The organism is Gordonia sp. NPDC003376, from assembly GCF_053589235.1.
Window position 1 is genome coordinate 102648 of sequence record NZ_JBSFRM010000005.1, and the last position, 24910, is coordinate 127557.

Annotated in this window: 24 protein-coding genes; 13 read left to right on the forward strand and 11 right to left on the reverse strand. The window is 68.8% G+C overall.

Annotation, left to right across the window (positions count from 1 at the left end; genetic code table 11):
* Positions 1-720: 720 nt before the first annotated feature.
* Positions 721-1104 carry an MmcQ/YjbR family DNA-binding protein gene (locus tag ACWDUA_RS07700; RefSeq protein WP_449750426.1) on the reverse strand — a complete coding sequence of 128 codons (384 nt, stop codon included), beginning with the start codon at positions 1102-1104 and terminating at the stop codon, positions 721-723.
* Between the two features lie 75 nt (positions 1105-1179).
* Here ACWDUA_RS07700 and ACWDUA_RS07705 point away from each other — a divergent pair, with 75 nt between their 5' ends.
* Positions 1180-2166 carry an LLM class F420-dependent oxidoreductase gene (locus tag ACWDUA_RS07705; RefSeq protein WP_449750427.1) on the forward strand — a complete coding sequence of 329 codons (987 nt, stop codon included), beginning with the start codon at positions 1180-1182 and terminating at the stop codon, positions 2164-2166.
* Positions 2167-2244: 78 nt separating this feature from the next.
* The gene (gene ligA, locus ACWDUA_RS07710; protein ID WP_449750536.1) at positions 2245-4320 is read left to right on the forward strand and encodes an NAD-dependent DNA ligase LigA; all 2076 of its coding nucleotides are present in this window, start codon (positions 2245-2247) and stop codon (positions 4318-4320) included.
* Here ligA and ACWDUA_RS07715 read toward each other — a convergent pair.
* Positions 4280-5206, reverse strand: a complete 927-nt coding sequence (locus ACWDUA_RS07715) for a LysR family transcriptional regulator (protein ID WP_449750428.1) — start codon at positions 5204-5206, stop codon at positions 4280-4282. The two genes, ligA and ACWDUA_RS07715, sit on opposite strands and share 41 nt — an antisense overlap.
* Before the next feature lie 162 nt (positions 5207-5368).
* On the opposite strand from ACWDUA_RS07715, the gene ACWDUA_RS07720 reads away from it, so the two are divergent.
* Positions 5369-6178 (forward strand): SDR family oxidoreductase, encoded by an 810-nt coding sequence (locus ACWDUA_RS07720; RefSeq protein ID WP_449750429.1) that lies wholly within the window; start codon positions 5369-5371, stop codon positions 6176-6178.
* 40 nt (positions 6179-6218) lie between these two features.
* Entirely contained in the window at positions 6219-6542 is a 324-nt protein-coding gene (locus tag ACWDUA_RS07725) for a nuclear transport factor 2 family protein (protein ID WP_449750430.1), read from the forward strand.
* A 54-nt stretch (positions 6543-6596) separates the two neighbouring features.
* Here the strand turns inward: ACWDUA_RS07725 and ACWDUA_RS07730 are convergent, their stop codons facing one another.
* From ACWDUA_RS07730 to ACWDUA_RS07740, 3 genes are read right to left on the reverse strand one after another with little or no spacing between them, the layout of a single operon-like run.
* Positions 6597-7106: an O-acetyl-ADP-ribose deacetylase gene (locus ACWDUA_RS07730; RefSeq protein ID WP_449750431.1), complete on the reverse strand. Its 510-nt coding sequence runs from the start codon at positions 7104-7106 to the stop codon at positions 6597-6599.
* Between the two features lie 58 nt (positions 7107-7164).
* On the reverse strand, positions 7165-7833 hold the full coding sequence (locus tag ACWDUA_RS07735) for an amino acid-binding protein (protein WP_449750432.1): 669 nt from the start codon (positions 7831-7833) through the stop codon (positions 7165-7167).
* 25 nt (positions 7834-7858) lie between these two features.
* A complete protein-coding gene (locus tag ACWDUA_RS07740; RefSeq protein ID WP_449750433.1) occupies positions 7859-8200 on the reverse strand; it encodes a YbjQ family protein in 342 nt (113 codons plus the stop codon).
* Between the two features lie 21 nt (positions 8201-8221).
* Between ACWDUA_RS07740 and ACWDUA_RS07745 the strand changes: the two genes are divergently transcribed.
* The 3 genes from ACWDUA_RS07745 to gatA all read left to right on the forward strand — a co-directional run bounded on the left by ACWDUA_RS07745 (position 8222) and on the right by gatA (position 10651).
* Positions 8222-8647, forward strand: a complete 426-nt coding sequence (locus ACWDUA_RS07745) for a VOC family protein (RefSeq protein ID WP_449750434.1) — start codon at positions 8222-8224, stop codon at positions 8645-8647.
* Between the two features lie 208 nt (positions 8648-8855).
* Entirely contained in the window at positions 8856-9170 is a 315-nt protein-coding gene (gene gatC, locus ACWDUA_RS07750) for an Asp-tRNA(Asn)/Glu-tRNA(Gln) amidotransferase subunit GatC (protein WP_449750435.1), read from the forward strand.
* Positions 9167-10651 carry an Asp-tRNA(Asn)/Glu-tRNA(Gln) amidotransferase subunit GatA gene (gene gatA, locus ACWDUA_RS07755; RefSeq protein ID WP_449750436.1) on the forward strand — a complete coding sequence of 495 codons (1485 nt, stop codon included), beginning with the start codon at positions 9167-9169 and terminating at the stop codon, positions 10649-10651. The genes gatC and gatA overlap by 4 nt, the downstream gene beginning before the upstream one ends.
* On the opposite strand, the gene ACWDUA_RS07760 is transcribed toward gatA, so the two are convergent.
* Together ACWDUA_RS07760 and ACWDUA_RS07765 are read right to left on the reverse strand one after the other, a co-directional pair.
* Entirely contained in the window at positions 10621-11850 is a 1230-nt protein-coding gene (locus ACWDUA_RS07760; protein ID WP_449750437.1) for an alpha/beta-hydrolase family protein, read from the reverse strand. The genes gatA and ACWDUA_RS07760 overlap by 31 nt on opposite strands.
* Complete coding sequence (locus ACWDUA_RS07765; RefSeq protein ID WP_449750438.1) at positions 11850-12539, reverse strand: hypothetical protein; 690 nt, start codon at positions 12537-12539, stop codon at positions 11850-11852. The genes ACWDUA_RS07760 and ACWDUA_RS07765 overlap by 1 nt, the downstream gene beginning before the upstream one ends.
* 181 nt (positions 12540-12720) lie before the next feature.
* On the opposite strand from ACWDUA_RS07765, the gene ACWDUA_RS07770 reads away from it, so the two are divergent.
* The 3 genes from ACWDUA_RS07770 to ACWDUA_RS07780 all read left to right on the forward strand — a co-directional run bounded on the left by ACWDUA_RS07770 (position 12721) and on the right by ACWDUA_RS07780 (position 15903).
* Positions 12721-14070: a sensor histidine kinase gene (locus ACWDUA_RS07770; RefSeq protein WP_449750439.1), complete on the forward strand. Its 1350-nt coding sequence runs from the start codon at positions 12721-12723 to the stop codon at positions 14068-14070.
* 9 nt (positions 14071-14079) lie between these two features.
* The gene (locus ACWDUA_RS07775) at positions 14080-14766 is read left to right on the forward strand and encodes a LuxR C-terminal-related transcriptional regulator (protein ID WP_449750440.1); all 687 of its coding nucleotides are present in this window, start codon (positions 14080-14082) and stop codon (positions 14764-14766) included.
* Between the two features lie 102 nt (positions 14767-14868).
* On the forward strand, positions 14869-15903 hold the full coding sequence (locus ACWDUA_RS07780; RefSeq protein WP_449750441.1) for a 6-phosphofructokinase: 1035 nt from the start codon (positions 14869-14871) through the stop codon (positions 15901-15903).
* Between the two features lie 23 nt (positions 15904-15926).
* On the opposite strand, the gene ACWDUA_RS07785 is transcribed toward ACWDUA_RS07780, so the two are convergent.
* Complete coding sequence (locus ACWDUA_RS07785; RefSeq protein ID WP_449750442.1) at positions 15927-16142, reverse strand: PspC domain-containing protein; 216 nt, start codon at positions 16140-16142, stop codon at positions 15927-15929.
* Positions 16143-16327: 185 nt separating this feature from the next.
* Here ACWDUA_RS07785 and gatB point away from each other — a divergent pair, with 185 nt between their 5' ends.
* Together gatB and ACWDUA_RS07795 are read left to right on the forward strand one after the other, a co-directional pair.
* On the forward strand, positions 16328-17830 hold the full coding sequence (gene gatB, locus ACWDUA_RS07790) for an Asp-tRNA(Asn)/Glu-tRNA(Gln) amidotransferase subunit GatB (RefSeq protein ID WP_449750443.1): 1503 nt from the start codon (positions 16328-16330) through the stop codon (positions 17828-17830).
* 198 nt (positions 17831-18028) lie between these two features.
* Complete coding sequence (locus ACWDUA_RS07795; RefSeq protein WP_449750444.1) at positions 18029-18862, forward strand: potassium channel family protein; 834 nt, start codon at positions 18029-18031, stop codon at positions 18860-18862.
* Positions 18863-19002: 140 nt separating this feature from the next.
* Here the strand turns inward: ACWDUA_RS07795 and ACWDUA_RS07800 are convergent, their stop codons facing one another.
* Positions 19003-20094, reverse strand: coding sequence for a PQQ-dependent sugar dehydrogenase (locus ACWDUA_RS07800; protein WP_449750445.1), 1092 nt, complete (start codon positions 20092-20094; stop codon positions 19003-19005).
* A 178-nt stretch (positions 20095-20272) separates the two neighbouring features.
* Here ACWDUA_RS07800 and ACWDUA_RS07805 point away from each other — a divergent pair, with 178 nt between their 5' ends.
* Complete coding sequence (locus ACWDUA_RS07805; protein WP_449750446.1) at positions 20273-21403, forward strand: DoxX family membrane protein; 1131 nt, start codon at positions 20273-20275, stop codon at positions 21401-21403.
* An 86-nt stretch (positions 21404-21489) separates the two neighbouring features.
* On the opposite strand, the gene ilvD is transcribed toward ACWDUA_RS07805, so the two are convergent.
* Both ilvD and mgtE read right to left on the reverse strand, forming a co-directional pair.
* Positions 21490-23334 carry a dihydroxy-acid dehydratase gene (gene ilvD, locus ACWDUA_RS07810; RefSeq protein ID WP_449750447.1) on the reverse strand — a complete coding sequence of 615 codons (1845 nt, stop codon included), beginning with the start codon at positions 23332-23334 and terminating at the stop codon, positions 21490-21492.
* A gap of 216 nt (positions 23335-23550) precedes the next feature.
* On the reverse strand, positions 23551-24894 hold the full coding sequence (gene mgtE, locus ACWDUA_RS07815) for a magnesium transporter (protein WP_449750448.1): 1344 nt from the start codon (positions 24892-24894) through the stop codon (positions 23551-23553).
* Positions 24895-24910: the final 16 nt, after the last annotated feature.

The window sequence follows — 24910 nt, forward strand, 5'->3', positions numbered from 1 at the left end:
TTGTGGTGTGCTCGGTCGGTTGTGCATGGGTGGCCGACTCCCGAACTCGGCCGGCGGAGATTTCGACACGACTTGTCGCTCGCTCCTCGTCGGCTCAATCATCGTGCACGCGTGGGCTTTCGACATCAGGGGGTCGGTCTATGTGGTGTGCTCGGTCGGTTGTGCATGGGTGGCCGACTCCCGAACTCGGCCGGCGGAGATTTCGACACGACTTGTCGCTCGCTCCTCGTCGGCTCGATCATCGTGTACGCGTGGGTGTTCGACATCAGAGGGTCGGTCTATGAGGTGTGCTCGGTCGGTTGTGCATGGGTGGCCGACTCCCGAACTCGGCCGGCGGAGATTTCGTTACGACTTGTCGCTTCGCTCTTCGTCGGCTCGATCACCGTGCACTCAACGGCCTTCGACATCAGAACATCAGGCATGGCGGTCGTTCCTCGCCGACTCAATCATCGTGCACGCGTGGGTGTTCGACATCAGGTTGTCGGGTCTTGGCGGTCGCGCCCGGTCGGTTGTGCACCGGTGGTTGCGTGGCGTTGTCGGCCGACGGAGATTTCGACACGACTTGTCGCTGCGCTCCTCGTCGGCTCAATCATCGTGCAGACAAGGGCTTTCGGTGGTGAGATGTCGGGTCTTGGCGGTCGCTCCTCGTCGGCTCGATCACCAAGCGCAACAGGGTCTTCAATGGCGGGGCGGGAGGTCTCGGCGGCGACTGTTATTCGATCAGGGTGTATCCAACTTGGCAATCGACCGCCTCGGTGCGACGTGTCGGAAGCTGGCATCCAAGAGCTCCGACACCTCGACCCAGTCGGTGTCGTCGTCGAGCAGGATGCCCAACCAGCCGTAGGGGCCGAGGTAAGCGGGGAGGAAGAACCGGGGGTCGGCCATCAGGGCCTCGCGCTCGGCGGTGTCGGGGATGAACAGCAACGACTGGTCGTGCCGCTCGCCGCCCTTCTCGCCGCCGCCGTAGTTGCCGAACATCTTGCCGCAGCGGAAGGTGGGTCGGCCGTGGGCGACGACCTCGGTGGTGTCGGGCAGGGCAAGGGCGAGCTCGCGCACACGGATCAGGAACGGATCGGCGTCGTCGAACATGATCGGATGCGGCATGTGACCGAGGATAGTTCGACTCCCGATGATTGTGAGGAGCCCTACGAAGACCCGATTGCCGATAACGTGGGTGGGATGGACTTCGGGATCTTCATACCGCAGGGCTGGCGGCTCGACCTCGTCGGCGTGGACGCCGCCGAGCAGTGGCCACTGATGAGACGACTGGCGCAGGCCGCCGACGCCGGACCGTGGACGTCGCTGTGGGTGTACGACCACTTCCACACTGTGCCCGCACCCACCACCGAGGCCACGCACGAGGCGTGGACGCTGATGTCGGCGTTCGCGGCGACGACCGACCGCGTCCGGCTCGGCCAGATGTGTACGTGCATGGCCTATCGCAATCCGGCGTATCTGGCCAAGGTGGCCGCGACCGTCGACCACGTCTCCGGCGGCCGCGTCGAGATGGGCATCGGCGCAGGCTGGTACGAGCACGAATGGCGGGCCTACGGATACGGCTTCCCCTCGGCGGGGGAGCGGTTGAAGGCACTCGACGAGGGCGTGCAGATCTTCCGTCAGGCGTGGCGGGACGGCACGGCCACCCTCGACGGCGACATCTATCAGGTCGACGGCGCGATTGTGCGACCGCTGCCGTTGCAGGAGAACGGAATCCCGCTGTGGATCGCCGGTGGTGGTGAACGCAAAACCCTGCGGATCGCCGCAAAGTACGCCCAGTACACCAACTTCGACGGCACCCCCGACGGATTCGCCCACAAGTCGGCGATTCTCGCCGAGCACGCCAAAGACCTCGGACGCGACTTCGGCGAGATCATCCGGTCGGCGAACTACAACGTGGTGATCGGCGAGACCGAGCAGGACGTCGCCGACAAACTCGACTGGATCGACGCCCACTACCGGCGGTTGGTCCCCGCCGAGGCCGCACAGCGGTTCTCCGAGACACTTCGGGGCGGCTGGCTGGTCGGGACCGTCGAGCAGATCACCGAGCGACTCACCCAGGTCGCCGACCTCGGACTCGCCTACGCGATCACGAACTTCGTCGACCTCGCCTACGACGAGGCCGGTGCCACCCTCTTCGCCGACAAGATCATCCCCGAGATCACCTGACGGGTCTGCTCACCGGCCGGGGAACTGTCGTGACCCTTCGTTAACCTGAGGGGCGTGGCAGAAGACAGCGATCCGGCCGTGAGCGGCACCCCCGATGAGGCCGCGGAGGTCCCCGCACCGATCCGTGAGCGGTGGAACGAGCTGGCCACCGAGATCCGCGAACACCAGTTCCGCTACTACGTCAAGGACGCGCCGACCATCTCCGACGGCGAGTTCGACCACCTGCTGCGTGATCTGCAGGAACTCGAGGACGACAATCCCGGGCTGGCGACGCCGGACTCGCCGACCAAACTGGTCGGCGGCGGATTCTCCACGGCCTTCACCCCGGTCGACCATCTCGAACGAATGCTGTCGCTGGACAACGTCTTCGACGCCGACGAGATGCGCACATGGGTGTCGCGGGTGGAGGACGAGATCGGCGGCGTCGAGTACTTATGTGAACTCAAGATCGACGGTGTCGCCCTGGCGCTGGTCTACATCGACGGTGTCCTCGACCACGCCACCACCCGCGGCGACGGGCGCACCGGTGAGGACGTGACGCTCAACGCCCGCACCATCGAAGACGTCCCGGCCCGGCTGACCGGCACCGACACCTACCCCGTCCCACATGTTCTCGAGGTGCGGGGCGAGGTGTTCTTCCGGGTGGAGGATTTCGAAGCGCTCAACGCCTCCTTGGTGGAGGACGGCAAACCGCCGTTCGCCAACCCGCGCAACTCTGCCGCCGGCTCTCTCCGCCAGAAGAACCCCCAGGTCACCGCGCGTCGCCGGCTGCGGATGATCTGCCATGGCATCGGCCACACCGAGGGCTGGCGGCCGAGGTCGCTGCACGACGCGTACCTGGCGCTCGGCGAGTGGGGTCTGCCGGTGTCGTCGCACACCAGCAAGCTGACCGGCGCCGCCGCGATCCTCGAGAAGATCGACCACTGGGGCGAGCACCGCCATGACGTCGAGCACGAGATCGACGGCATCGTGGTGAAGGTCGACGACTTCGGGTTGCAACGACGGCTCGGCGCCACCTCGCGGGCACCACGCTGGGCGATCGCCTACAAGTACCCGCCCGAGGAGGTCACCACCGAGCTCCTCGGCATCGAGGTGGGGGTCGGGCGCACCGGGCGCGTCACCCCATATGCGGTGCTCGCGCCGGTGCTCGTCGCCGGGTCGACCGTCGCCCGTGCCACCCTGCACAACGGCTCGGAGGTCAAACGCAAGGGTGTGCTGATCGGCGACACGGTGACGATCCGCAAGGCCGGTGACGTGATCCCCGAGGTACTCGGCCCCGTCGTCGACCTGCGCAATGGCAGCGAGCACGCCTTCGAGATGCCGACGAACTGTCCGGAATGTGGGGCGCCGCTGCGTCCGGAGAAGGACAGCGACGTCGACATCCGTTGCCCCAACCAGGAATCCTGCCCGGCACAGCTGCGGGAGCGCCTGTTCCACCTCGCCGGTCGAGGCTCCTTCGACATCGAGGCGCTCGGCTACGAGGCGGCCACTGCGCTTCTTTCGGCAGGGGTGATCACCAACGAGGGCGACCTGTTCTCGCTGACCGCCGACGACCTGGTCAAGACCGACCTGTTCACCACCAAGGCCGGTGCGCTCTCGGCCAACGGCAGACGCCTGCTGGCCAATCTGGGCAAGGCCAAAGAGGTTCCGCTCTGGCGGGTCCTGGTGGGGTTGTCGATCCGGCACGTCGGGCCGACCGCAGCGCGTGCCCTCGCCACCGAATTCGGGTCACTGCAGGCCATCGAGGAGGCGAGCGCCGAGGATCTGGCCCAGGTCGAGGGGCTGGGCGCGACTCTGGCGCAGAGTATCTCGGACTGGTTCACCGTCGACTGGCATCGCGAGATCGTCGAGAAGTGGCGCGCGGCCGGGGTGTCGATGGCCGACCAGCGCGACGAGTCGATCGTGCGCACGCTGGAGGGCAAGACCATCGTGGTCACCGGATCCCTGCAGGACTTCTCCCGCGACGGCGCCAAGGAGGCCATCCTGGTGCGGGGCGGCAAGGCCTCGGGCTCGGTCTCCAAGAAGACCGACTACGTGGTGGTGGGCGACGCCCCGGGCAGCAAGGCCGCCAAGGCCGAACAGCTCGGGGTACCGATCCTCGACGAGGACGCGTTCAAGCACCTTCTGGAGACAGGCGAGCCGGAGGCGAATTGAGCACTGCGGTGCGGAAATCCGACACCGTGTGCGGCAGCCACAACGCCTGGATCGGGGACAGCGGCGGGTCGGTGAACTCCTTGACCACCACCCGGCCGCCATGGACCGGGCCGGCCGGGGCGGTCACGAACGCGCAGGCGTCCGGATCGACGAGAACCGCGGTGGTCGGTGGGGTGCCCTGTACCCGGTTGATGCGTAGTTCCGGCTCGAAACCGGAACGGCGGCAGTGGGCGACGAGGAAGTCGGTGTAGAACGAGTGCCGCTCGGGAGCCCACACGATCAGCGGGTGCCCGGCGAGATCGGACATCGCGATCCGATCCGGGGTGGCCAACGGGTGGTCGGCGGCGACGGCGAGGCGCAGCTCCTGGTACGAGATCACCGCCGAGGTCAGTCCCTCCGGAGTGTCCACCCCGCGTCGAAGTACGAGATCGATTGTGCCACTGTGTAGTTCGTCGACGAAGGTGCTAGGGAATGCTGGGCGGGCGGTCACCGGTTGTGTGGGGTGGCCACCGATCGAGCGCTCGAGGAGCAGGAACACCTCGGCGCCGGAGAGTGCAGGGGAGTGGCCGACGACGAAGGCATGCGTGGAGTCGGCGTCGGCCTCGCGCACCGCCCTCGTCAGATGTCGCGCACCGGTGAGCAGAGGCCGGGCGCTGCGCAGGAGTTCCTCCCCGGCTGCGGTCAGGTGCAGTCCCCGATTCTGCCGGTTGAACAGGGTCACCCCGAGCTCGGATTCCAGTCGGCGTACGGCGGTCGACAGTGCCTGCTGGGTCACGTACAGCTGTTGCGCGGCGACGGCGAGGGTGGGTGATTCGGCAACTGCGACGAACTGCTCGAGTCGACGGATGTCGGGGAGGGGGTAGGAGCCCAGGGCGGAATCCGGCATGCACAAACAGTACTTGATGTTAGTGCCAAACGTTTCGTTGGAATTTGATCTTTTCGGTTCGTAGCCTCGGACGTGAAGCACCCAACGACCGGTGCCCGAGTCGGCGGAGTCTTTCCGACCACCGTCCACTGCCGACTCCCACGAACCGGAAAGGACCAAGACATGGCCGAGTCCACGGCAACAAACCCCACGGCAACAAACCCCACGGCACCCCGGGCCACCCCGCGTGACCTGCACGGCAAGACCGCGGTGGTCGCGGCAGGAGCGAAGAACCTCGGCGGCCTGATCTCGCGCGATCTCGCTGCGCTCGGCGCCGCGGTCGTCGTCCATCACCACGGCGAGACCTCGCGTCCTGACGCCGAGAAGACGGTCGCCGAGATCGAGGCGGCGGGCGGTCGCGCGATCGCAGTGGCCGGCGACCTCACCCGACCCGCCGCCGTCGCCGCTTTGTTCGACGAGGCGGTCGCGGCCTTCGGTGCGGTGGACATCGCGGTCAACACCGTCGGCAAGGTGCTGCGCACCCCGATCGTCGAGACCAGCGAGGCCGACTACGACGCGATGTTCGACATCAACGCCAAGGCGGCCTTCTTCTTCCTGCAGGAGGCGGGAAAGCAGCTGTCCGACAACGGATCGGCGATCACCATCGTCACCTCGCTGCTGGCCGCCTTCACCGACGGGTATGCCACCTATGCGGGCGCCAAGAGCCCGGTCGAGCACTTTACCCGCGCTGCGGCCAAGGAGTTCGCGCCGCGCGGCATCTCGGTGACCGCGGTCGCACCCGGCCCCATGGACACCCCCTTCTTCTATCCTCAGGAGACCCCCGAACGCGTCGAGTTCCACAAGTCACAGGCGATGGGCAACCGCCTGACCCGAATCGAGGACATCGCACCGATCGTCACCTTCCTCGCCACCGAGGGACACTGGATCACCGGGCAGACCCTGTTCGCCAACGGTGGCTACACCACCCGCTGACCCGGAACGGAGACCGCTGACCGGAACGGAGACCATTGTCATGACCACATCACTTCCCGAACCCGTCCGGGCGTCGATCGACGCCACCAATGCCGGTGACCTGCAGGCCTTCCTGGGTTCCTTCACCCCCGACGGTGCCGTCGACGACTGGGGTCGGGTCTTCGGCGGGCCCGCGGCCATCACCCGCTGGAGCGACGCCGAGTACCTCGGCAAGAACGTCACCCTCGAGGTGACATCGGTGAGCGCGACCGGCGGCGACGTGGTGGTCGTCGCCACGGTCGGCGGTGACGGCTTCAACGGACCGTCGACCTTCACCTTCACCGTCGACGGTGAGAAGATCGCTCGCATGACCATTCGCGAATGACGTTCCTCGACAAGGGAGTTCACCGCCGAGGAGGCGCTCCCCGCCGGACGGCGTTCAGTCGACCACCACGACGAACGCGCGGAACGCCCGCTCGTCGAACAGGACGAACCGGACGTCGGTGACCGATGTGGGTGTGGCGCGGACGGTCTCGACGGCGATCCGTGCGCCGTCATCGATCGGCCAGCCGTACACCCCGGTGGAGATGGCCGGGAACGCCACCGACCGGGCGCCGAGTTCGTCGGCCACCCGCAGCGACCGCCGGTAACACGACACCAGTGTGGCCGAGCGGTCGTCGGATGCGGAGAACACCGGACCCACGGTGTGGATCACCCAGCGGGCATCGAGATCACCGGCGCTGGTCGCGACGGCATCACCCGGTGGCAGCCCGTCGGCATATCGGGTCTCCCGCAGGTGCCGGCATTCGGCGAGAACGGCCGGACCGCCCCGGCGGTGGATCGCGCCGTCGACACCCCCGCCGCCGAGCAACGAGGAGTTCGCGGCGTTGACGATGGCGTCGACGCTCTGCTCGGTGATGTCGCCGCGGACCAGGGTGATCGTGGTCATCTGCGCATTGTCCCGCCGGGTGTCGGCGCGGGACAAGGGGCGGTCGTTCCCGGGAAGGTCAGTTCTCGGCGCGCAGCACCGTGCTGACGATCCCGGCGAGGTAGCCCAGACGCGCGATCTCCGACGGCCGGAAGTCGGGTCCACCGATCCGGCCGAGCAGGATCGCCTTGGCGCCGTCGACCAGCGGTGCCGCCGCCAGCCGGGTGTCCATGTCCTGCCAGGTCTCGGGCACCCAGTCGGCCTCGGGATCGAGTTGGACCGCGCGTGCGAGTGGCAGCCAGTCGACGGTGGTCAGCTGGGTCTCGGGGGCACCCGAACTCCCGAACAACTGCAGGACCCCGCCGGCGGCATCGGTGATCACCGTGGCCCACGAGACACGCAGCACGCGTGGGGCGTTGTCGACGAGAACCTGCAGCCGGTCGTCGCCGGCGGTGGCCACCTGATCGACGAGTTCGAGCTCGCGATGGGTGTCGAGGACGCCGGCGTACGGCCGGATCGAATCCACCCGCACACCCTTGACCTTCTCGGCGGCGGTGATCAGGGCATCGGGCAACGACCCGGGCGCGACTTCCACCACGAGATCGTCGACCGCATAGCCATCGCCGCGTTCGACCACCTCGAGGGACAGGATGTCGGCGCCGACCGAACCGAGCTGGACGGCGAGCAGACCGAGGCTGCCCGGCCGGTCCTGGAGATAGACCCGAAGGAGGTACGACACGACGGCCATTGTCGCACCGGGGCGGGTCAGCTGCTCAGTGCGGTCCCTGCGGGGCACCGAGCGGCTCGATGCCGACCGCGGTCCCGTACGCGCACACCTCGACGCCGGTGCCGCCGTATTCGGTGGTCTCGAATCGGAAGGCGACCACGGCGTTGGCGCCCACCCGCTGGGCTTCGGCGGCCAGCCGGGACAGCGCCTCCTGCCGGCATTCGTGCAGCAGGTTGGTGATGCCCTTGAGCTCGCCGCCGGCCATCGCCTTGAAGCCGGCGCCGATGTTGGAGCCGAGGTGACGGGATCGGACGGTCAACCCGAAGCACTCGCCGTAGACGTGGACGATCCGGGAACCGGGGATGTCATTGGTGGTGACGATGATCACGGAGCCCTACGCTAGGCGTCCGTGGGAACTTTCGCACCGGACACGCCGCTCGCCGGGCTGCACCATCTGACCCTGTCCGTCTCCGATCTGGACGCGAGCCTGGACTGGTATGCGCGGGTCCTGGGGTTTCGCGTCGTCGGACGCGCCGAGGTCGACGGCATGCGCAAGGCCCTGATGCGCCGTCCCGATGCCTTCTCACTGAGCTTCGTCGAACACGATCGCGACCCGGGTGACTCGGCCGGGGACAGGTTCGACGAGCGGCGGATCGGCCTCGACCACGTGTCCTTCGCGGTGCCCGGTCCCGACGCCCTGCACGGATGGATCGCGGTGCTCGACCGCCACGATGTGCCGCATTCGCCGATCGCGGCCGCCACCTGGGGATCGGTGGTCTCGTTCCGGGACCCCGACAACATCGCACTGGAGTTCTACACGCTGCAGGAGCGGTGAGGTCCGCGTCGTCGATGGTGGCCCCGTGCCCACCCATCGGCGACGCCGACGCATCGCCTAGGCTTGACGGGGTCGCCGCCCGGGCACTCCGGTCGTCCACGGTGGTCGCGGCCGCGTCGTACTCGGCAAGGAATGGACTTCCGCTGCGATGGGCGGCCGACGGTGTGCGAGCAGGCCAGACGAGCAGGTCAGAAAGGACACGATCGACATGTCAGGAGACTCCGGGTCCGCGATCACGCGGGCCGAGGTCGCGCATCTGGCGCGGTTGTCGCGGCTGGCGCTGCGCGACGACGAACTCGACGTCTATGCCGGACAGCTGGATTCGATCCTCGCCCACGTCGCGCAGATCTCCGAGGTCGCCGCCGACGACGTCCCGCCCACAGCGCACCCGGCCGAGCTGGCCAACGTGCTGCGCGCCGACGAGGTGGTTCCCGGCCTGACCACCGAGCAGGCGCTCTCCGGCGCCCCGGCCGTCGATCAGGACCGCTTCGAGGTCCCGCAGATCCTGGGAGAAGAGCAGTGAGCACCCGCACCGCCAACGAGGTCACCGGTCTGACCGCGGCCGAGCTCGCCGGCAAGATCGCCGCGCGCGAGCTGTCGTCGGTCGAGGTCACCCAGGCCCACCTCGACCGGATCGCCGAGGTCGACGGCGAGCTCGGTGCGTTCCTGCACGTCAGCGGCTCCGAGGCGCTGGTCGCCGCGAAGGCCGCCGACGACGCGATCGCCGCAGGCCGGGCGCCGTCGAAGCTCGCCGGTGTGCCGCTGGCGCTCAAGGACATCTTCACCACCACCGACGCGCCGACCACCTGTGGATCGAGGATCCTCGAGGGCTGGGTTGCGCCGTACGACTCGACGGTCACCCAGAAGCTGCGTGCCGCGGGTATCCCGATCCTCGGCAAGACCAACATGGACGAGTTCGCGATGGGCAGCTCCACCGAGAACTCCGCCTACCAGGTGACCCGGAATCCGTGGGACACCACCAGGATTCCCGGCGGCTCCGGCGGCGGTAGTGCGGCGGCGCTCGCGTCGTATCAGGCGCCGCTGGCGATCGGCACCGACACCGGCGGCTCGATCCGCCAGCCGGCCGCGGTCACCGCCACCGTCGGCGTGAAGCCCACCTACGGCACCGTCTCGCGGTACGGCCTCGTCGCATGTGCGTCGTCGCTCGACCAGGGTGGTCCGTGTGGTCGCACCGTGCTCGACACCGCACTGCTGCACGAGGTGATCGCCGGCTACGACCCGCGTGACTCCACCTCCGTCGACGCGCCGGTGCCCGACGTCGTGGGCGCCGCCCGGACCGGCGCGACCGGTGACCTCGCCGGTGTGCGGATCGGCGTGGTCAAGGAACTGCAGGGCGAGGGCTACCAGGCGGGTGTGCTCGCATCGTTCGAGCAGGCCGTCGCCGAGCTCACCGCCCGCGGGGCCGAGGTGGTCGAGGTGTCGTGCCCGAACTTCACCTACGCCCTCGGTGCGTACTACCTGATCCTGCCCAGCGAGGTCTCGAGCAACCTCGCCCGCTTCGACGCCATGCGCTACGGCCTGCGCGTCGGAGACGACGGCAACCATTCTGCCGACGAGGTCATGGCCCTGACCCGCGAGGCCGGATTCGGCCCGGAGGTCAAGCGCCGCATCATGATCGGAACCTATGCGTTGTCGTCGGGCTACTACGACGCCTACTACGGCCAGGCACAGAAGGTCCGCACGCTGATCGCCCGTGACTTCGCCGCCGCGTTCGCCGGTGTCGACGTGCTGGTGTCGCCGACCACCCCGACCACCGCGTTCCCGCTCGGTGAAAAGGTCGACGATCCGCTCGCGATGTACCTGTTCGACCTGTGCACCCTGCCGGTCAACCTCGCCGGTGTGGCCGCGATGTCGGTGCCGTCGGGTCTGTCCGCCGACGACGGGCTGCCGGTCGGTCTGCAGATCATGGCCCCCGCCCTTGCCGACGATCGGCTCTATCGCGTCGGTGCCGCCTACGAGGCGGCCCGCGGTCCGATCGGCTGACCGGCCTCGTCGCGGCCGCCGACCCTCGGTAGGTCGCCCTGCTCGGTCCCGTAGCGATGGCCGGTCCCGGCCGCGCCGTCGAGGGAGGTCAGCAGGTCGACCGAGGTCTGCACGAACGACACCACCGGGAGCCACGGTGGGGTGTGTGCGGCACGCCCCACCGTCCGGGTGTCGTCGGGGCGGCTCGGCGGACGCCACAGCGAGGCGACCGACCAGCGCGTCACCGGGTCGGACGGATTGGCCAGCACCGTCCGCGGTGTCGCAGAGACCCGCGCCACCGTGTCGGCCGGGACCCCGGCCAACAGCGTTCCGGCCATCATCCCCGCACGGTGGCGTTCGGCCCATTCCCGGGTGCGGTCGGCACCGAGGGCCCCCAGACTCTGCCCATAGAGGTGGATCTGAGGTCGGTCGGCGCCGGGACGCTGCCCGACGGCGTCGGCCACGGCATCGAAGAGTGCGATCGCACTGCGCGCCGCGGCGCCCGGATCGGTCACGAATGCCCGCCACGACGTCGTCGACGCATACGGCAGGGTGAGGATCTCGACGTCGCCACCGAACCGGGCGTCGATTCCCGCGACGGCGGTCGCATCGACCCAGCCGGATCCGGTGGGTACCGCGATGACCACCGCAGACCGGTCCAGGCCACCGTCACGGACCCAGGCATCGACGAGTTGTGTCGCCGCAGCAGACAGATTCCCGTCGTCCGGGATGGGCGCACGATGGACCGTCGCCGCAGCGGACTGCCCGGGCACGGCGAGCGACCCGGCCACCACCGCGCCGGCGATCATCCCGGCCGCCAGCGCGGGACGCGGCATCCACACGATGACGCCGAATGCCCCGACCGCCGCGGCCAGGACGGCGGCGGGGTACTCCGCGCCGACCCCTCCGGTTCCGAGGTCGGCGCGGACCAGGTTCTGCCACAGGGCGTTCCCGACCACCGCGGCCGTCACCAGGGGCAGTGCCAGGCTCGCGGCGAGTCGGCCGGAACGGCCTGACCGCGGCCGATGGCGCACGGCGAACACCGCGATCGCCGTGCCCAGGGCGACCAGCGCGGCCACCACCACCGCCTCGGTCACCACGCCCCGGGGGAGACCCGAGGGTGCCACGGCGGTCAGGGCGGCGGCGGTCGCCGCCACGGTCACCGCGGGATGTGGTGCAGCCGTGCGGTGTTCGGATGATCCCGGCGTGACCTGCCGCATCACGCCACCGCCGATCGGCCGGTCACCGCGGTGGTCACCCGGACCAGCATCGACGCGGTGATGTCCCCGGCGTCCTCCGACGGCGCAGGTGGACCGTCGTACTGCCGCCAGGTGTTGACGGCCAGACCGATCCGGGCGGTCTCGGCGGCCATCGAACAGAGCAGACCGTCGCAGGCGGCGTGCATCCGTGCGACCAGCATCCCGTCGATCGCCAGCCGTGCCCACCCGGCCAGCGGGTGCCCGGTGCGTTCGGCGTAGCGCAGCAGGTCGTAGCCGAAGTCGTGTGTGCGGCACAACGGTTCGAAGCGTTCCGGCATCGGGACCGGTGACGAGCAGTCGCCGTCGGGATCGATGGGGTATCCGTCGGCCGTCCTCGGCCGATAGCCCATCACCACGTCGAAGTCGGCGGGCAGCGAGGCGAGGGTCGCCGCCGGATCCGGTCCGGTCAGGACCTGCACCGTGTGGGCGGCCGGCGACGCCTCGCCGGGGTGCGTGGCCAGGGTGGGGGAACCCGACGCGCCCCGCGCCGGCGTGGCCAGCCACGCATGGGCGATCACGATGAGTGCTCCCAGGGCGATCCATGCGGTGCGACGCAGTCCGCCGTGCAGGGTGAAACCCCTTGGAAGATCAGGAAATCGGAGATCGAAGGTCGCGGACCGGGCGGGTGTGGGATCGGCTGTCGTGGACATGTATCCGACGCTAGGAACGGCCCGTACCCACCCACATCGGCCGCGCGATCGGTTCACACCCCACTCCGCCGACCGGGGCCGGCGCGCCCGACCGGGACCGGGGTATGACCCCGGATCTCCCTCTGGAGTATGAGGACTTCGGGCGGGTCGCCGCCTAGCGTGGACCGCGAGGTGATGTGAGATGTTGCGACGAATCACGCGGGCCGGGTGGCATGCGGTGTCGGAGGAACTGCGGGACACCCCGCTGGCCCGGCATCCCGGGGTCCGGGCCTACCTGCGATCGCCGTTGAACTGGTTCTTCCTCGTCTTCGCCACGGTGTTGTTCATCGTGTCGTGGGGAACCATGTCGATCACGCACGCGGTGCCGGCCTACGTGATGCCGGTGATGGCCGCGCCGGCATCGGTACCGCTGGCCTTCGCCTGGGTGGCACCGTTGCCGGCCTGGACGGTGTCGGCGGTGTCGGCGCTGGTGATCGGGGTGGTGACACCCACCGCCAACGGATGGCCGTGGCAGATCCAGGTCACCCACATCATCGCCTTCCTGATCCTGACGTTCATGGCCTTCCTGCGGTGCCCACTGCGCCTGCTGTTGCCCTGGTGGGTGTGCTCGGTGGCGGTGATGGTGCTGTCGGCGCCGGCCGAGGCGCGGTTCGGGTGGGCGTTCGGGCTGACCGCACTCGCGGTGGTCACCGGACTGCTGCGCGGATTGCTGTTCTCCCGACGTCAGCTCGCCGTGCAGACCGAGGAGACCCGGGTCGCCGAGTCGACCGCCGCGGTCCTGGCCGAGCGCACCCGGATCGCCCGCGACCTGCACGACGTCGTCGCCCATCGCATGTCGATGGTGGTGGTGATGGCGCAGACCGCCCGCTACCGCCTACCTGACGTGTCCGACTCCGCGGCCGAGGAATTCGACGCCATCGCCGACGCCGCGCGGACCTCCCTCGACGAGGTGCGCCAGCTCCTCGGTGTGCTGCGGGTGGAGGGATCGGCGATCAACTCGGCCCCGAATCCCGGTCTGGGCGATATCGATTCGCTGATCAACCAGACCCGCAGAGCGGGTGCGCAGGTCACCTTCACCGATGGTCTCGACCATGCCGCCTTCGGTGAGTCGTCGGGGTTGGTGATCTATCGGATCGTGCAGGAGTCCCTGGCGAACGCGACCCGGCACGCACCGGGCGGTGCGATCACCGTGGAGCTCGCCGCCGACAACCGCACCAACGCAGGCGATCCCGCGGCGCAGGTGATGGTGTACAACGCGGCGGGAACCGAACCGCCGCTGGGTCTCGGCGGGACCGGGGTGGGCCTGCCCGGGATGGTCGATCGGGCCGGTGCGGTGGGCGGCACCCTGACCGCGACACCGGCCGGCGACGGCGGATTCGTCGTGCGCGCGTGGATTCCGTCCGGACGCGTCGGCACCGCCGCGATCCCGCCCGGTGCCGGTTCGCCGACCACTGCGCCGTCGGGCGTTGCGCCGTCGGGGGTCGCGCCGTCGGGGGTGGAGGCCGCCGCGATCGCCGACGACGCCCGGTAACGTGGCACCGTGCCGATCACGCTCGTCGTCGTCGATGACCAGGCCATGGTCCGACAGGGATTCTCCGCGCTGTTGGCCGCGCAACCCGACATCTCGGTTCTCGGCGATGCCGCCGACGGTGTCGAGGCCGTCGACCTGTGCCGTCGGGTCCGGCCCGATGTGGTCCTGATGGATGTCCGGATGCCCCGCAAGGACGGACTGTGGGCGGCCGAACAGATCCTCGGTTCGGTGTCGGCGGCCACAGCCATCGCGCCCGCCGACGGTGCGCAGGGACGGACCAAGGTGTTGATGCTCACCACCTTCGACATCGACGACTACGTCTACGAGGCGCTGCGGATCGGGGCGTCGGGCTTCTTGCTCAAAGACGCTCCCGCCGACGAGCTCGTCCGTGCGGTGCGGGTGGTCGCGGCCGGGGAGGCGCTGCTCGCGCCCTCCATCACCCGCCGGCTGATCCAGGAGGTCACCGACCGCAGGTCACGGCCGGTCCGGACCTCCGGCGCCGCCACACACCTCACCCCCCGCGAGCGCGAGGTCTTGGGCCTGGTGGCCGAGGGCAAGTCGAATCAGGAGATCGCGGCCGAGCTGTTCGTCGCCGAACAGACCGTCAAGACCCATGTCAGCAGCATGCTCGGCAAGCTCTCGCTGCGCGACCGGGCGCAGGCCGTCGTCTTCGCCTATGAGAACGGGTTGAAGTGACACGTCCGGCACGAGTGGCCCATCACCACTAGATTGAACCCCGACCCGTGTCGGTCACTCGATGATGGTGGATTTCGACGGTGGCAGGAGGCGTTCGACGGTATGGCGAAGCGATTCGGGATTCTGACGTCCGGGGGTGACTGCCCGGGCCTGAACGCCGTGATCCGCGGTGCGGTCCTCAAGGGGGAGACGGTCTACGGCCAGGAGTTCGTCGGTTTCCGCGACGGCTGGTACGGGCTGGTCTACGGCGACATCATCGATCTCGACCGCACGGTGGTCCGCGGTCTTTCCAACCAGGGCGGAACGATCCTGGGCACCAGTCGATTCGGCCCCTACTCCGAGCCCGACGGCGGCCCGGAGAACATCAAGAAGGTGCTCAAGAACCTCGGCATCGACGGTGTCATCGCGATCGGTGGGGAGGGCACTGCGTCGGCGTCCAAGCGTCTCCTCGAGGACGGCATCCCGATCGTCGGTGTGCCCAAGACCATCGACAACGACATCAACGCCACCGACTACACCTTCGGTTTCAACACGGCCGTGGAGATCGCCACCGAGTCGATCGACCGGCTGCGCACCACCGGCAACTCGCACAAGCGGTGCATGGTGCTGGAGGTGATGGGCCGTCACGCCGGGTGGATCGCCCTGCACTCGGGGATCGCCGGTGGTGCACACGCCATCCTCATCCCGGAGCAGCCAGAGAGCATCAACCAGATCTGCGCCTGGGTGACCAGCGTGAAGAACCGTGGCCGGTCACCGATGGTGGTGGTGGCCGAGGGCTTCAAGCTCCCCGAGATGGCCGAGGCACATTCCACCAAGGGCCTCGACGGCTTCAACCGGCCGCGGCTCGGCGGAATCGCCGAGGTGCTCGCCCCGATGATCGAGGAGCGCACGGGTATCGAGGCGCGGGCCACCGTACTCGGCCACATCCAGCGTGGTGGTGTGCCGACCGCCTTCGACCGGGTTCTCGCGACCCGGCTCGGGATGGCGACCGCCGATCTCGTCGCCGACAAGAAGTGGGGACACATGGTGGCACTACGCGGCACCGACATCGTGCGTACCACCTTCGACGAGGCGCTCGCCGATCCCAAACGGGTGCCGCTCGACCAGTATCAGGAGATCCGGGTCATCTTCGGGTGATGCCTGCCCCCTGCTGAGCGGCCTCACGCCTCGCGTGGAATCACCAGCCACAGCACCAGGTACAGCAGGACCTGTGGGCCGGGGAGCAGGATCGACGCCACGAACAGGGCGCGGACCAGGCTCGCGTCCCAGCCGTAGCGGGCGGCGATCCCGCCGCACACCCCGCCGAGCCACGCGTCCGTGCGTGATCGGGTCAGCCGGCGTGCGGGAGCCGAGGTGGGTTGATAGGAGGTGCTCATCGTGGTGGTCCTGTCGGTCGGGCGGGCCCGGTGCGGGGTGCTGTGATCGGGTCGTCTCCGACGCTACGAGCGCCGTCGGCCGGTGGCATCGGGGTTCACCCGGGGATATCACCTGAACTCCGGCTCGGGGTCGCCGGAGCGTCCCCGTGCGGTGGGTGCGGGGTGCTCGGCATAAACTGGACCGCATGACTGCCGCTGCCGCCGAGTTGATGGACTACGACCAGGTCATCGCCGAATTCGATCCGGTGATGGGGCTCGAGGTCCACGTCGAACTGGGTACGGCCACCAAGATGTTCTGTGGCTGCCCGACCGCCTTCGGTGCCGATCCCAACACCCAGGTGTGCCCGGTGTGCATCGGTCTGCCGGGGTCGCTGCCCGTCGTCAACCAGAAGGCCATCGAGTACGCCATCCGGATCGGTCTGGCGCTGAACTGTTCGATCCGGCCGTCGAGTGTCTTCGCCCGGAAGAACTACTTCTACCCGGATCAGCCGAAGAACTACCAGATCTCGCAGTACGACGAGCCGATCGCCTACGACGGATACCTCGACGTACAGCTCGCCGACGGCACCACCTGGCGGGTCGACATCGAGCGCGCGCACATGGAGGAGGACACCGGCAAGTCCTTGCACATCGGTGGCAGTGGACGCATCCATGGTGCCGATCACTCCCTGCTCGACTACAACCGCGCCGGGGTACCGCTGGTGGAGATCGTCACCAAGCCGATCGTCGGCGCGGGCGAACGTGCCCCGGAGGTGGCCCGCGCCTATGTGAGCGCCCTGCGTGATCTGCTGAAGGCCCTGGAGGTCTCCGACGTCCGAATGGATCAGGGTTCGCTGCGCTGTGACGCCAATCTGTCGCTGATGGCCAAGGACGCCGGCGAGTTCGGTACCCGCACCGAGACGAAGAACGTGAACTCGCTGAAGAGTGTCGAGATCGCGGTGACCTACGAGATGCGGCGTCAGGCCGCGCTGCTCACCGCCGGTGGCGAGGTCATCCAGGAGACCCGTCATTTCCACGAGACCGACGGCACCACCTCGGCCGGTCGCCGCAAGGAGACCGCCGAGGACTACCGTTACTTCCCCGAACCGGACCTGCCGCCGGTGCAGCCGTCTCAGGAGTGGATCGCCGAGCTCGGCACCACCCTGCCGGAGCTGCCGTGGGTGCGTCGTGCACGCATCCAACAGGAGTGGGGTGTGTCCGACGAGGTGATGCGCGACCTGGTGAACGTGGGCGCCGTCGATCTGATCATCGCGACCGTCGACGCCGGCGCGTCGCCCGAGGCCGCCCGCGGCTGGTGGGTGTCGTTCCTGGCCCAGCAGGCCAACAGTCGCGGCGTCGAGCTCGGCGACCTGCCGATCTCGCCGGCGCAGGTGGCCACCGTCATCGGTCTCGTCGATGCCGGCAAGCTGACCACCAAGCTGGCCCAGCAGGTCGCCACCGCCGTCCTCGACGGCGAGGGTGAGCCCGAGCAGATCGTCGCCGACCGCGGTCTGGAGGTGGTCCGCGACGACTCGGCCCTGCAGAAGGCCATCGACGAGGCGCTCGCCAACAACCCCGACATCGTCGAGAAGATCCGCGGCGGAAAGGTCAAGGCCGCCGGAAAGATCGTCGGCGACGTCATGAAAGCCACTCGCGGACAAGCAGATCCGGCTCGCGTCCAGGAGCTCGTCCTGGCCGCGTGTCAGTAGGTATCCACCGACGACCTGCCACGGCGCCCACATCGATGTGGGCGCCGTTGGTGTTTCCCGACACTCACGGACCGGGAGACGCCGTCACCGACAGACCCTGACCCGAGATCGCCGGCCGAGTGGATGGTCCACGCGGCCGTCGCTCGCCGACCAGCCCATGGAATCCCGTCGATCCGACAACCGGCAAGGAGGAGTTCGATGACGGTACCGGCACCTGACCGACGAGACCTGTTGGCGGGGTGGGAGAAACACGTGGAGTGGCCGCTGGCGGGGATCGCGACCCTGTTCCTGGTGGCGTATTCGATCCAGGTGCTCGGCCATCCGCATCGCGCGGTCGCGATCGCGCTGAACGTCGTGGTGATCGTCTCGTGGGTGGCGTTCGGCCTCGACTACCTCGTGCGGTTGCTGCTCGCGCCGCAGCGGGGACGGTGGTTTTTCCGGCACCTCCTGGACCTGGCGATCGTGGCGCTCCCGGTCCTGCGGCCACTCCGCCTGGTCGGTCTGGTGATCCTGGTGGGCACCCTGCAGAAGGCGATCGGCGGTGCCATCCGCGGGAAGGTCATCGTCTACACGGTGTCCAGCGCCGTGCTGCTCATCTACGTCGCGTCGCTGGCGGTGTACGAGTCGGAGCGCTCACACGCCGACGCCGTCATCACCAGCTTCGGTGACGCGGTGTGGTGGTCGTTCGTCACCGTCACCACCGTCGGCTACGGCGACTTCGCCCCGGTGTCGGTGACCGGTCGGGTGGTGGCGGTGCTGTTGATGATCGGCGGGATCAGCCTCATCGGTGTGGTCACCGCGACGCTCGCATCATGGATCGTCCAGCGTGTGGCCGAGGAGGACGACGCCAACCGTGCGGTGACCGCGGCCGAGATCCGAGAACTGCGTGCCGAGATCCGTTCGCTGCGCGACGCACTCACCAGCCCCCAAGCGATGGACCCCGAAGCGATGGACCCCGAAGCGATGGATGCCGGACTGTCCGACGCCGAACCGGCCCTGGACTCGTCGGAGCCGAAGGAACCCGCGGGCTGAGCGAGAACGGTGACGCATCCCGATCCGACCACGTCGCGATCGGGTGCACGGTCGACGGGATCGGGTGCACGGTGAACGGGATCGGGTGCACGGTGAACGGGATCGGGTGCACGGTGAACGGGCGGGTGCGAGCCCAGGCCTCAGGTACGGTCCTCCGACGGCGGGGGTGCGATGAAGCGGATCACGCGATCGTCGGTGCTCACCGGCTTGCCGTAGGCCCGGTTGACCGTGGCGAACTGGATCAGTCCGCTGCTCAGTGCGGTCATCCGGCCGAGGGCCCCATACCGCTTGTCCAGCACCACCGACGGCGGGTTGATCGTCGGCTTGTCCCGGGTGGGCTCGTTGATCGCGAGGATCTGTTGGGTCCGCGTCGTGGAGACGAAGATCTGTCCGCCGGTGGCCGCGCAGCCGGCGATCTGCGGCCGATCCGGCCACGTCCACAGCACCTTGGTACCCGACTCCTCGACCGCCTGGACGCGATCCTCGGTGGGACCCTGATCGGAGACATACAGTGCGCCGGTCGAACTCGGGCACAGCGCCACGTCGGATCCCAGCCCGGACGCGAGGACCTTGGGGCGTGCGTTGGAGCCCGACGACAGGTCGGTCACCATGAGCAGCTTGCCCGCCAGCGACGCCGGGTCGGCGCCCGCGGCGGGGTCACCGGCGTTGCCGGTGGCGACGACGAGCTCGGTGGGCGAGGCGAACATCAACGCGCCCATGTTGCCGGTGGCGCCCTTGGGGATTCCGGTCAGGATCGGCTTGGGTGCGTCGCCCGGGGCGATCCGCACCACCCGATTGTCCGAGGCGGTGGTGATCAGTGCGTAGATCAGCTGATCCTGATCGTAGGTGGGGGAGTAGGCGAAGTCGATCAACCCGCCGTCGCCGGAGGCGTCCACGGGGAACGTGGCCACCACCCGTTGCGGCCCATAGCGTTTGGTGGTGATGATCTTTCCGGTGGTGCGTTCGGCGACGATCGTGCTCTCGCCCTGGTCGTCGCCCGCCCGGACGCCACCGGTGGAGGCGAGGCAGGTGGCGATGACCGCGGGATCGGGATCGACACAGGGACCCGGTGGCGGAGGTTCCTGCGACTCCGTACCCCCGGGTCGGCTCTGCGGGGGCTGGCTCTGCGGCACGGCGATCGACTCGTCGTTGGCACTGAACTGTCCGGCGGCCCGATCCTGATCCTGCTGGGAGAAATCACAGCCCGCGGTGAATGCCAGTGCCGCCACCATCACACCTGCGGCCAGCGCGCGGACGACGGACGTGGATGACCCACGTCGGTACGGTGTCCGGCCCCGCGGCCCATGGTGCTGCCGCCCCAATCGCATGCCCACCACAGTAGGCGATCGGCGAGTGTGGCCCGCGCGCCGATCGCCGGGCACCCCGGGCCCGGCATCTAGAGTCGGTCGTGTGAGTGAACGCGACCAGTCCGGTGGCGGCCGGGGCGACTTCCGGCCGTCGAGTCCCTACGACGAGCCCACCGAGGCGTTCGCGGTCCCGCCGCGGCCGGCCGACGACCGCGACAGCTTCTACGACCGTCACCACGTTTCCCGGGTCGATCACATCGACGACCTCGATCCCGACGAGGTGGCGACCCGCCAGTTCGATCTGCCGCCGGTCGGACGGCCCCGCAACCCTGTGCCGCTGCCACCGGTCACCGGCGCCGACGAGGCCCCGACCGTCCCGACGCCGGCCCAACCGTCACGATCAACACCGCCGGGTGAGCCGCCGACACCGATCCCATCGGTGGAGGACACGTTCCCGGAACTGGCGAAGCCTCGTCGCGACCCTGTCCCCGACGACGAGGCGACCGCCGCCGAACCGGTCGTCGAGTCGCATCCGACGATGGAACTGACCGCGGGCGACCCCGAGTACGTCGATGACGGCGAGCCGACATCGCAGCTCGCCGCGCCGCGCCGCGATGACATCGGCCACGGCGTCCACCCCGACCATGCCGACGACACCGGGCAGCACGAGGCCGCCATCGCCACGGCACCGCGCGGCACACTCGATCTCGGCCTGCTGATCCTGCGGCTCGGCGTCGGCGTGGTGGCCGTGGCACACGGCCTGCAGAAACTGTTCGGCTGGTGGGGTGGGCCGGGTCTCGACGGCTTCCAGGCGATGCTCACCAACTCCGCCGACCCGGCGATCGGCTTCGACGCCGACTACACCAGGGTGCTCGCGATCGTGGGTGCGGTGTCGGAGACCGCCGGCGGTGTGCTGGTCATCCTCGGTCTGCTCACCCCGATCGGTGCGAGCGCGTTGGTGTCGGTGATGCTGCTCGCCGCCACCTACCGGGTCACCCTGTCGGGCGGGTTCCAGTTCTTCGCGGCGGCGGGAGGCGTCGAGTACGAACTGCTCCTGCTCGTCGCCGCGGCAGCCCTGATCCTCACCGGTCCGGGCACCTATTCGCTCGACCGAACCCGCAAGTGGGCTCGTCGCCCCTTCCTCGGGTCGGTCGCGTGGCTGATCATCGGGATCGCCGCAGCGGTCGCGGTGTGGATCCTGTGCAACGGCGCCAACCCGTTCCAGGCTGCGTGACTGCCCCGATCGCCACGAAACCCGGCCGAGGCGCACCCCTCGCGGGACGCCTCAGCCGGGATTCCCCGGTCTGTATCCGTGTGTTCTCAGTCGACCGAGCGCACAGCTCCCTTGTCGGCGGAGGTGGCGAGTTTGGCGTAGGCGCGCAGGGCGGTCGACACCTGACGCTGCCGGTCCTTCGGGGCCCACGGACGCTCGGAGGCCTCCATCTTGGCGCGCCGCTCGGCGAGCACCTCGTCGTCGACCAGCACCTCGAGACGACGGGTCTTGACGTCGATCAGGATGTGGTCGCCGTCCTCGATCAGGCCGATCACGCCGCCGGCAGCGGCCTCGGGCGAGATGTGGCCGACCGACAGCCCCGAGGATCCGCCGGAGAACCGGCCATCGGTGATCAAGCCACACTTCTTGCCCATGCCGGTGCCCTTCATGAAGGCGGTCGGGTGCAGCATCTCCTGCATACCCGGACCGCCGGACGGGCCCTCGTAGCGGACCACGAGCACCTCTCCGGCCTGCAGGGTCTTCGACAGGATGACGTGGACGGCGTCCTCCTGGCTCTCGACGACCCGGGCCGGACCCTCGAAGTGCCACAGGTCCTCGCTGATCCCCGCGGTCTTCAGAACCGCACCGTCTTCGGCGAGGTTGCCGCGCAGCACGCACAGGCCGCCTTCGACGGTGTAGGCGTGCTCGATGTCGCGGATGCATCCGCCCTCGGCGTCGGTGTCGAGCGAACTCCAGCGGTTGGCGGTGGAGAACGGGGTGGTGGTGCGCACTCCACCGGGGGCGGCGTGGAACAGTTCGAACGCGGTATCGGTGGCCTTGCCGCCGCGGATGTCCCAGTCGTCGAGGCCCGTACCCAGGGTGGCGGAGTGGACGGTGGACGCGGTGTCGTCGATCAGGCCACCGCGGCGCAGTTCACCCAGGATCGCGGGGATTCCACCCGCACGGTGAACGTCTTCCATGTGGTAGTCGGAGTTGGGTGACACCTTCGACAGGCACGGCACCTGACGACTGATCTGATCGATCACCGACAGATCGAAGTCGGCGACCTCGCCCTCCTGGGCGGCGGCCAGGATGTGCAGCACCGTGTTGGTGGAGCCGCCCATCGCGACGTCGAGCGCCATCGCGTTGCGGAAAGCGGTGGGGGTGGCGATGTTTCGCGGCAGCACCGATGCATCGTCGTCGCGGTACCAGCGGGTGGCGGCCTCCACCACGACCCGGCCGGCACGCTCGAACAGTGCGTGGCGGGCCTCGTGGGTCGCCAGGGTGGAACCGTTGCCCGGCAGGGCCAGACCCAGTGCCTCGGTGAGGCAGTTCATCGAGTTCGCGGTGAACATGCCCGAGCACGAACCGCAGGTCGGGCACGCCGATCGCTCGACCTCGGACAGGCCGTCGTCGTCGACGTCGGAGTTGGCCGAGGCGGAGATGGTGGTGATCAGGTCGGTGGGAGCGTGGGCGACACCGTCGACGACGACCGCCTTACCGGCCTCCATCGGACCGCCGGACACGAACACGGTGGGGATGTTCAGGCGCATCGCGGCATTGAGCATGCCGGGAGTGATCTTGTCGCAGTTGGAGATACACACCAGTGCGTCGGCGGTGTGGGCGTTGACCATGTACTCGACGGAGTCGGCGATGATCTCGCGGCTCGGCAGCGAGTACAGCATGCCGCTGTGGCCCATCGCGATGCCGTCGTCGACGGCGATCGTGTGGAATTCGCGCGGCACGCCACCGGCTGCCCGCACCGCGTCGGCGACGATCTCGCCCACGTCCTTGAGGTGCACGTGACCGGGCACGAACTGGGTGTAGGAGTTCGCGATGGCGACGATCGGCTTGCCGAAATCGTCGTCGGTCATACCGGTGGCACGCCACAGGGAGCGGGCTCCGGCCGCCTCGCGGCCGACGGTGGTGGTGCGGGACCTCAGGGCTGGCATGGACTTCCTCGATCAGACAGGGTGCTGACGCACGATTGCGCGGTGGGCTGCTGACCGTCCACGTTACTCCCCGCTCACCTGGGCCAACAAAAACTTCGGCCCACGTCAGGGGTCACGAAACGGTCGTACCCACCGATCGGGGTCAACGCCGTGCACCCGGTCGGAGATTCCCCGCTGCCGAATCCCTGCCCCGGGGTTCCCGACCGACTCCGACCGTCAGATACCCAGTACCGCCTTGGCGATCATGAAGTAGATGATCAGACCGGTCGCGTCGCAGAAGGTCGAGATGAACGGGGTGGAGAACACCGCCGGGTCGACCCGGATCGACTTCGCGATCAGCGGCATCATGCCGCCGACCGTCGCCGCCATCGTGCAGATCGACAGGATCGTCAGGCCGATCACCGCGCCGATCTCGAGCTCATAGGCCAGGCTCGCGACGGTGAATCCGACGATACCGAGGATCGCACCGAGGGTCAGGCCCACCCGGACCTCCTTGCCGGCCACCCGCAACACATCGCGCGGTGCGGCCTCGCCGGTGGCCAGTGCGCGGGTCACCGTGGTGGCCGCCTGCGACCCGGTGTTGCCGCCGATGCCGGTGAGCAGCGGGATGAACAGCGCCAGCGCCACCTTCTGCTCCAAGGTGCCCTCGAAGATCTCGAGCACGTTGACGGTCAGGATGGCCGAGATCGCCAGTACGAACAGCCAGACGATGCGGGCGCGGGTGATCGACAGCACCGACGCCAGCAGGTAGGGCTCGCGCAGCGGCTCGCTCGCCCCGGCACGTGCCTCATCGGTGTCGCGGGCCTGTTCGACGACCTCTGCGGCGTCGTCGATGGTCAGCATCCCGACGAGTCGGCGTTCGCGATCGGTCACCGGCATCGCCAGGACCGCGCGGTCGATACAGCGTTGCGCGGTGAGCTCGGCGTCGTCGTCGGCATAGGCGGCGATCGGTTTGTGCATCATCGTCGACAGCGGGGTGTCGGCGTCACTCAGCAGCAGGTCACGGAGGCTGACGACGCCCTCCAGCACGCGGCCGTCGCCGATCACGGGGACGGTGTAGATGGTCTCCACCTCGTGGCCACGCTCCTTGACCCGGGCGAGGGCCAGCGCGGCGGTGTCGTCGACGTAGGCGTGCACCACCTCGGGGCTCATCCGGCGACCCACCGACCCGCGCGGGAAACCGAGGACGACACCGGTCATCTCACGCTCGTCCGGGGTCAGCTGCTGGACCAGGGCCTTGGCGACGGCGGCCGGGAGTTCGTCCAGGAGTTCGGCGCGGTCGTCGGGATCGAGGTGGTCGAAGGCCTCGGCGACGTCGGCGGTGCCGAGATCGGCGATCAGGTCGACCTGCGACACGGCGGTCAGGTCGTCGAAGACCTCGACCGCGGTGGGTTTGGGCAGCAGGCGGAAGGCGACGCCGCGGCGTTTCCGGGGGAGACGGTCGAGGATGCCCGCCACCTCACCGTGGTGCAGGGTGGCGAGGAGGTCGCCGGCCTCGGTGAGGGCGCCGTCGTCGATCAGGGCGCCGATCTCGTCGGGGTTCACGATCTGCTGGGTCACGGATGAACCCTATCGC

Coding starts and splice junctions, on each gene's coding strand:
- ACWDUA_RS07785 (WP_449750442.1), bottom strand. CDS start 16,142: ATGAGCACCTCCTATCAACCCACCTCGGCTCCCGCACGCCGGCTGACC.
- ACWDUA_RS07705 (WP_449750427.1), top strand. CDS start 1,180: ATGGACTTCGGGATCTTCATACCGCAGGGCTGGCGGCTCGACCTCGTC.
- ACWDUA_RS07765 (WP_449750438.1), bottom strand. CDS start 12,539: ATGTCCACGACAGCCGATCCCACACCCGCCCGGTCCGCGACCTTCGAT.
- ACWDUA_RS07770 (WP_449750439.1), top strand. CDS start 12,721: ATGTTGCGACGAATCACGCGGGCCGGGTGGCATGCGGTGTCGGAGGAA.
- ACWDUA_RS07700 (WP_449750426.1), bottom strand. CDS start 1,104: ATGCCGCATCCGATCATGTTCGACGACGCCGATCCGTTCCTGATCCGT.
- ACWDUA_RS07725 (WP_449750430.1), top strand. CDS start 6,219: ATGACCACATCACTTCCCGAACCCGTCCGGGCGTCGATCGACGCCACC.
- ilvD (WP_449750447.1), bottom strand. CDS start 23,334: ATGCCAGCCCTGAGGTCCCGCACCACCACCGTCGGCCGCGAGGCGGCC.
- ACWDUA_RS07780 (WP_449750441.1), top strand. CDS start 14,869: ATGGCGAAGCGATTCGGGATTCTGACGTCCGGGGGTGACTGCCCGGGC.
- ACWDUA_RS07720 (WP_449750429.1), top strand. CDS start 5,369: ATGGCCGAGTCCACGGCAACAAACCCCACGGCAACAAACCCCACGGCA.
- ACWDUA_RS07795 (WP_449750444.1), top strand. CDS start 18,029: ATGACGGTACCGGCACCTGACCGACGAGACCTGTTGGCGGGGTGGGAG.
- ACWDUA_RS07735 (WP_449750432.1), bottom strand. CDS start 7,833: ATGGCCGTCGTGTCGTACCTCCTTCGGGTCTATCTCCAGGACCGGCCG.
- ACWDUA_RS07715 (WP_449750428.1), bottom strand. CDS start 5,206: ATGCCGGATTCCGCCCTGGGCTCCTACCCCCTCCCCGACATCCGTCGA.
- gatC (WP_449750435.1), top strand. CDS start 8,856: ATGTCAGGAGACTCCGGGTCCGCGATCACGCGGGCCGAGGTCGCGCAT.
- ACWDUA_RS07800 (WP_449750445.1), bottom strand. CDS start 20,094: ATGGTGGCGGCACTGGCATTCACCGCGGGCTGTGATTTCTCCCAGCAG.
- ACWDUA_RS07730 (WP_449750431.1), bottom strand. CDS start 7,106: ATGACCACGATCACCCTGGTCCGCGGCGACATCACCGAGCAGAGCGTC.
- ACWDUA_RS07760 (WP_449750437.1), bottom strand. CDS start 11,850: ATGCGGCAGGTCACGCCGGGATCATCCGAACACCGCACGGCTGCACCA.
- gatB (WP_449750443.1), top strand. CDS start 16,328: ATGACTGCCGCTGCCGCCGAGTTGATGGACTACGACCAGGTCATCGCC.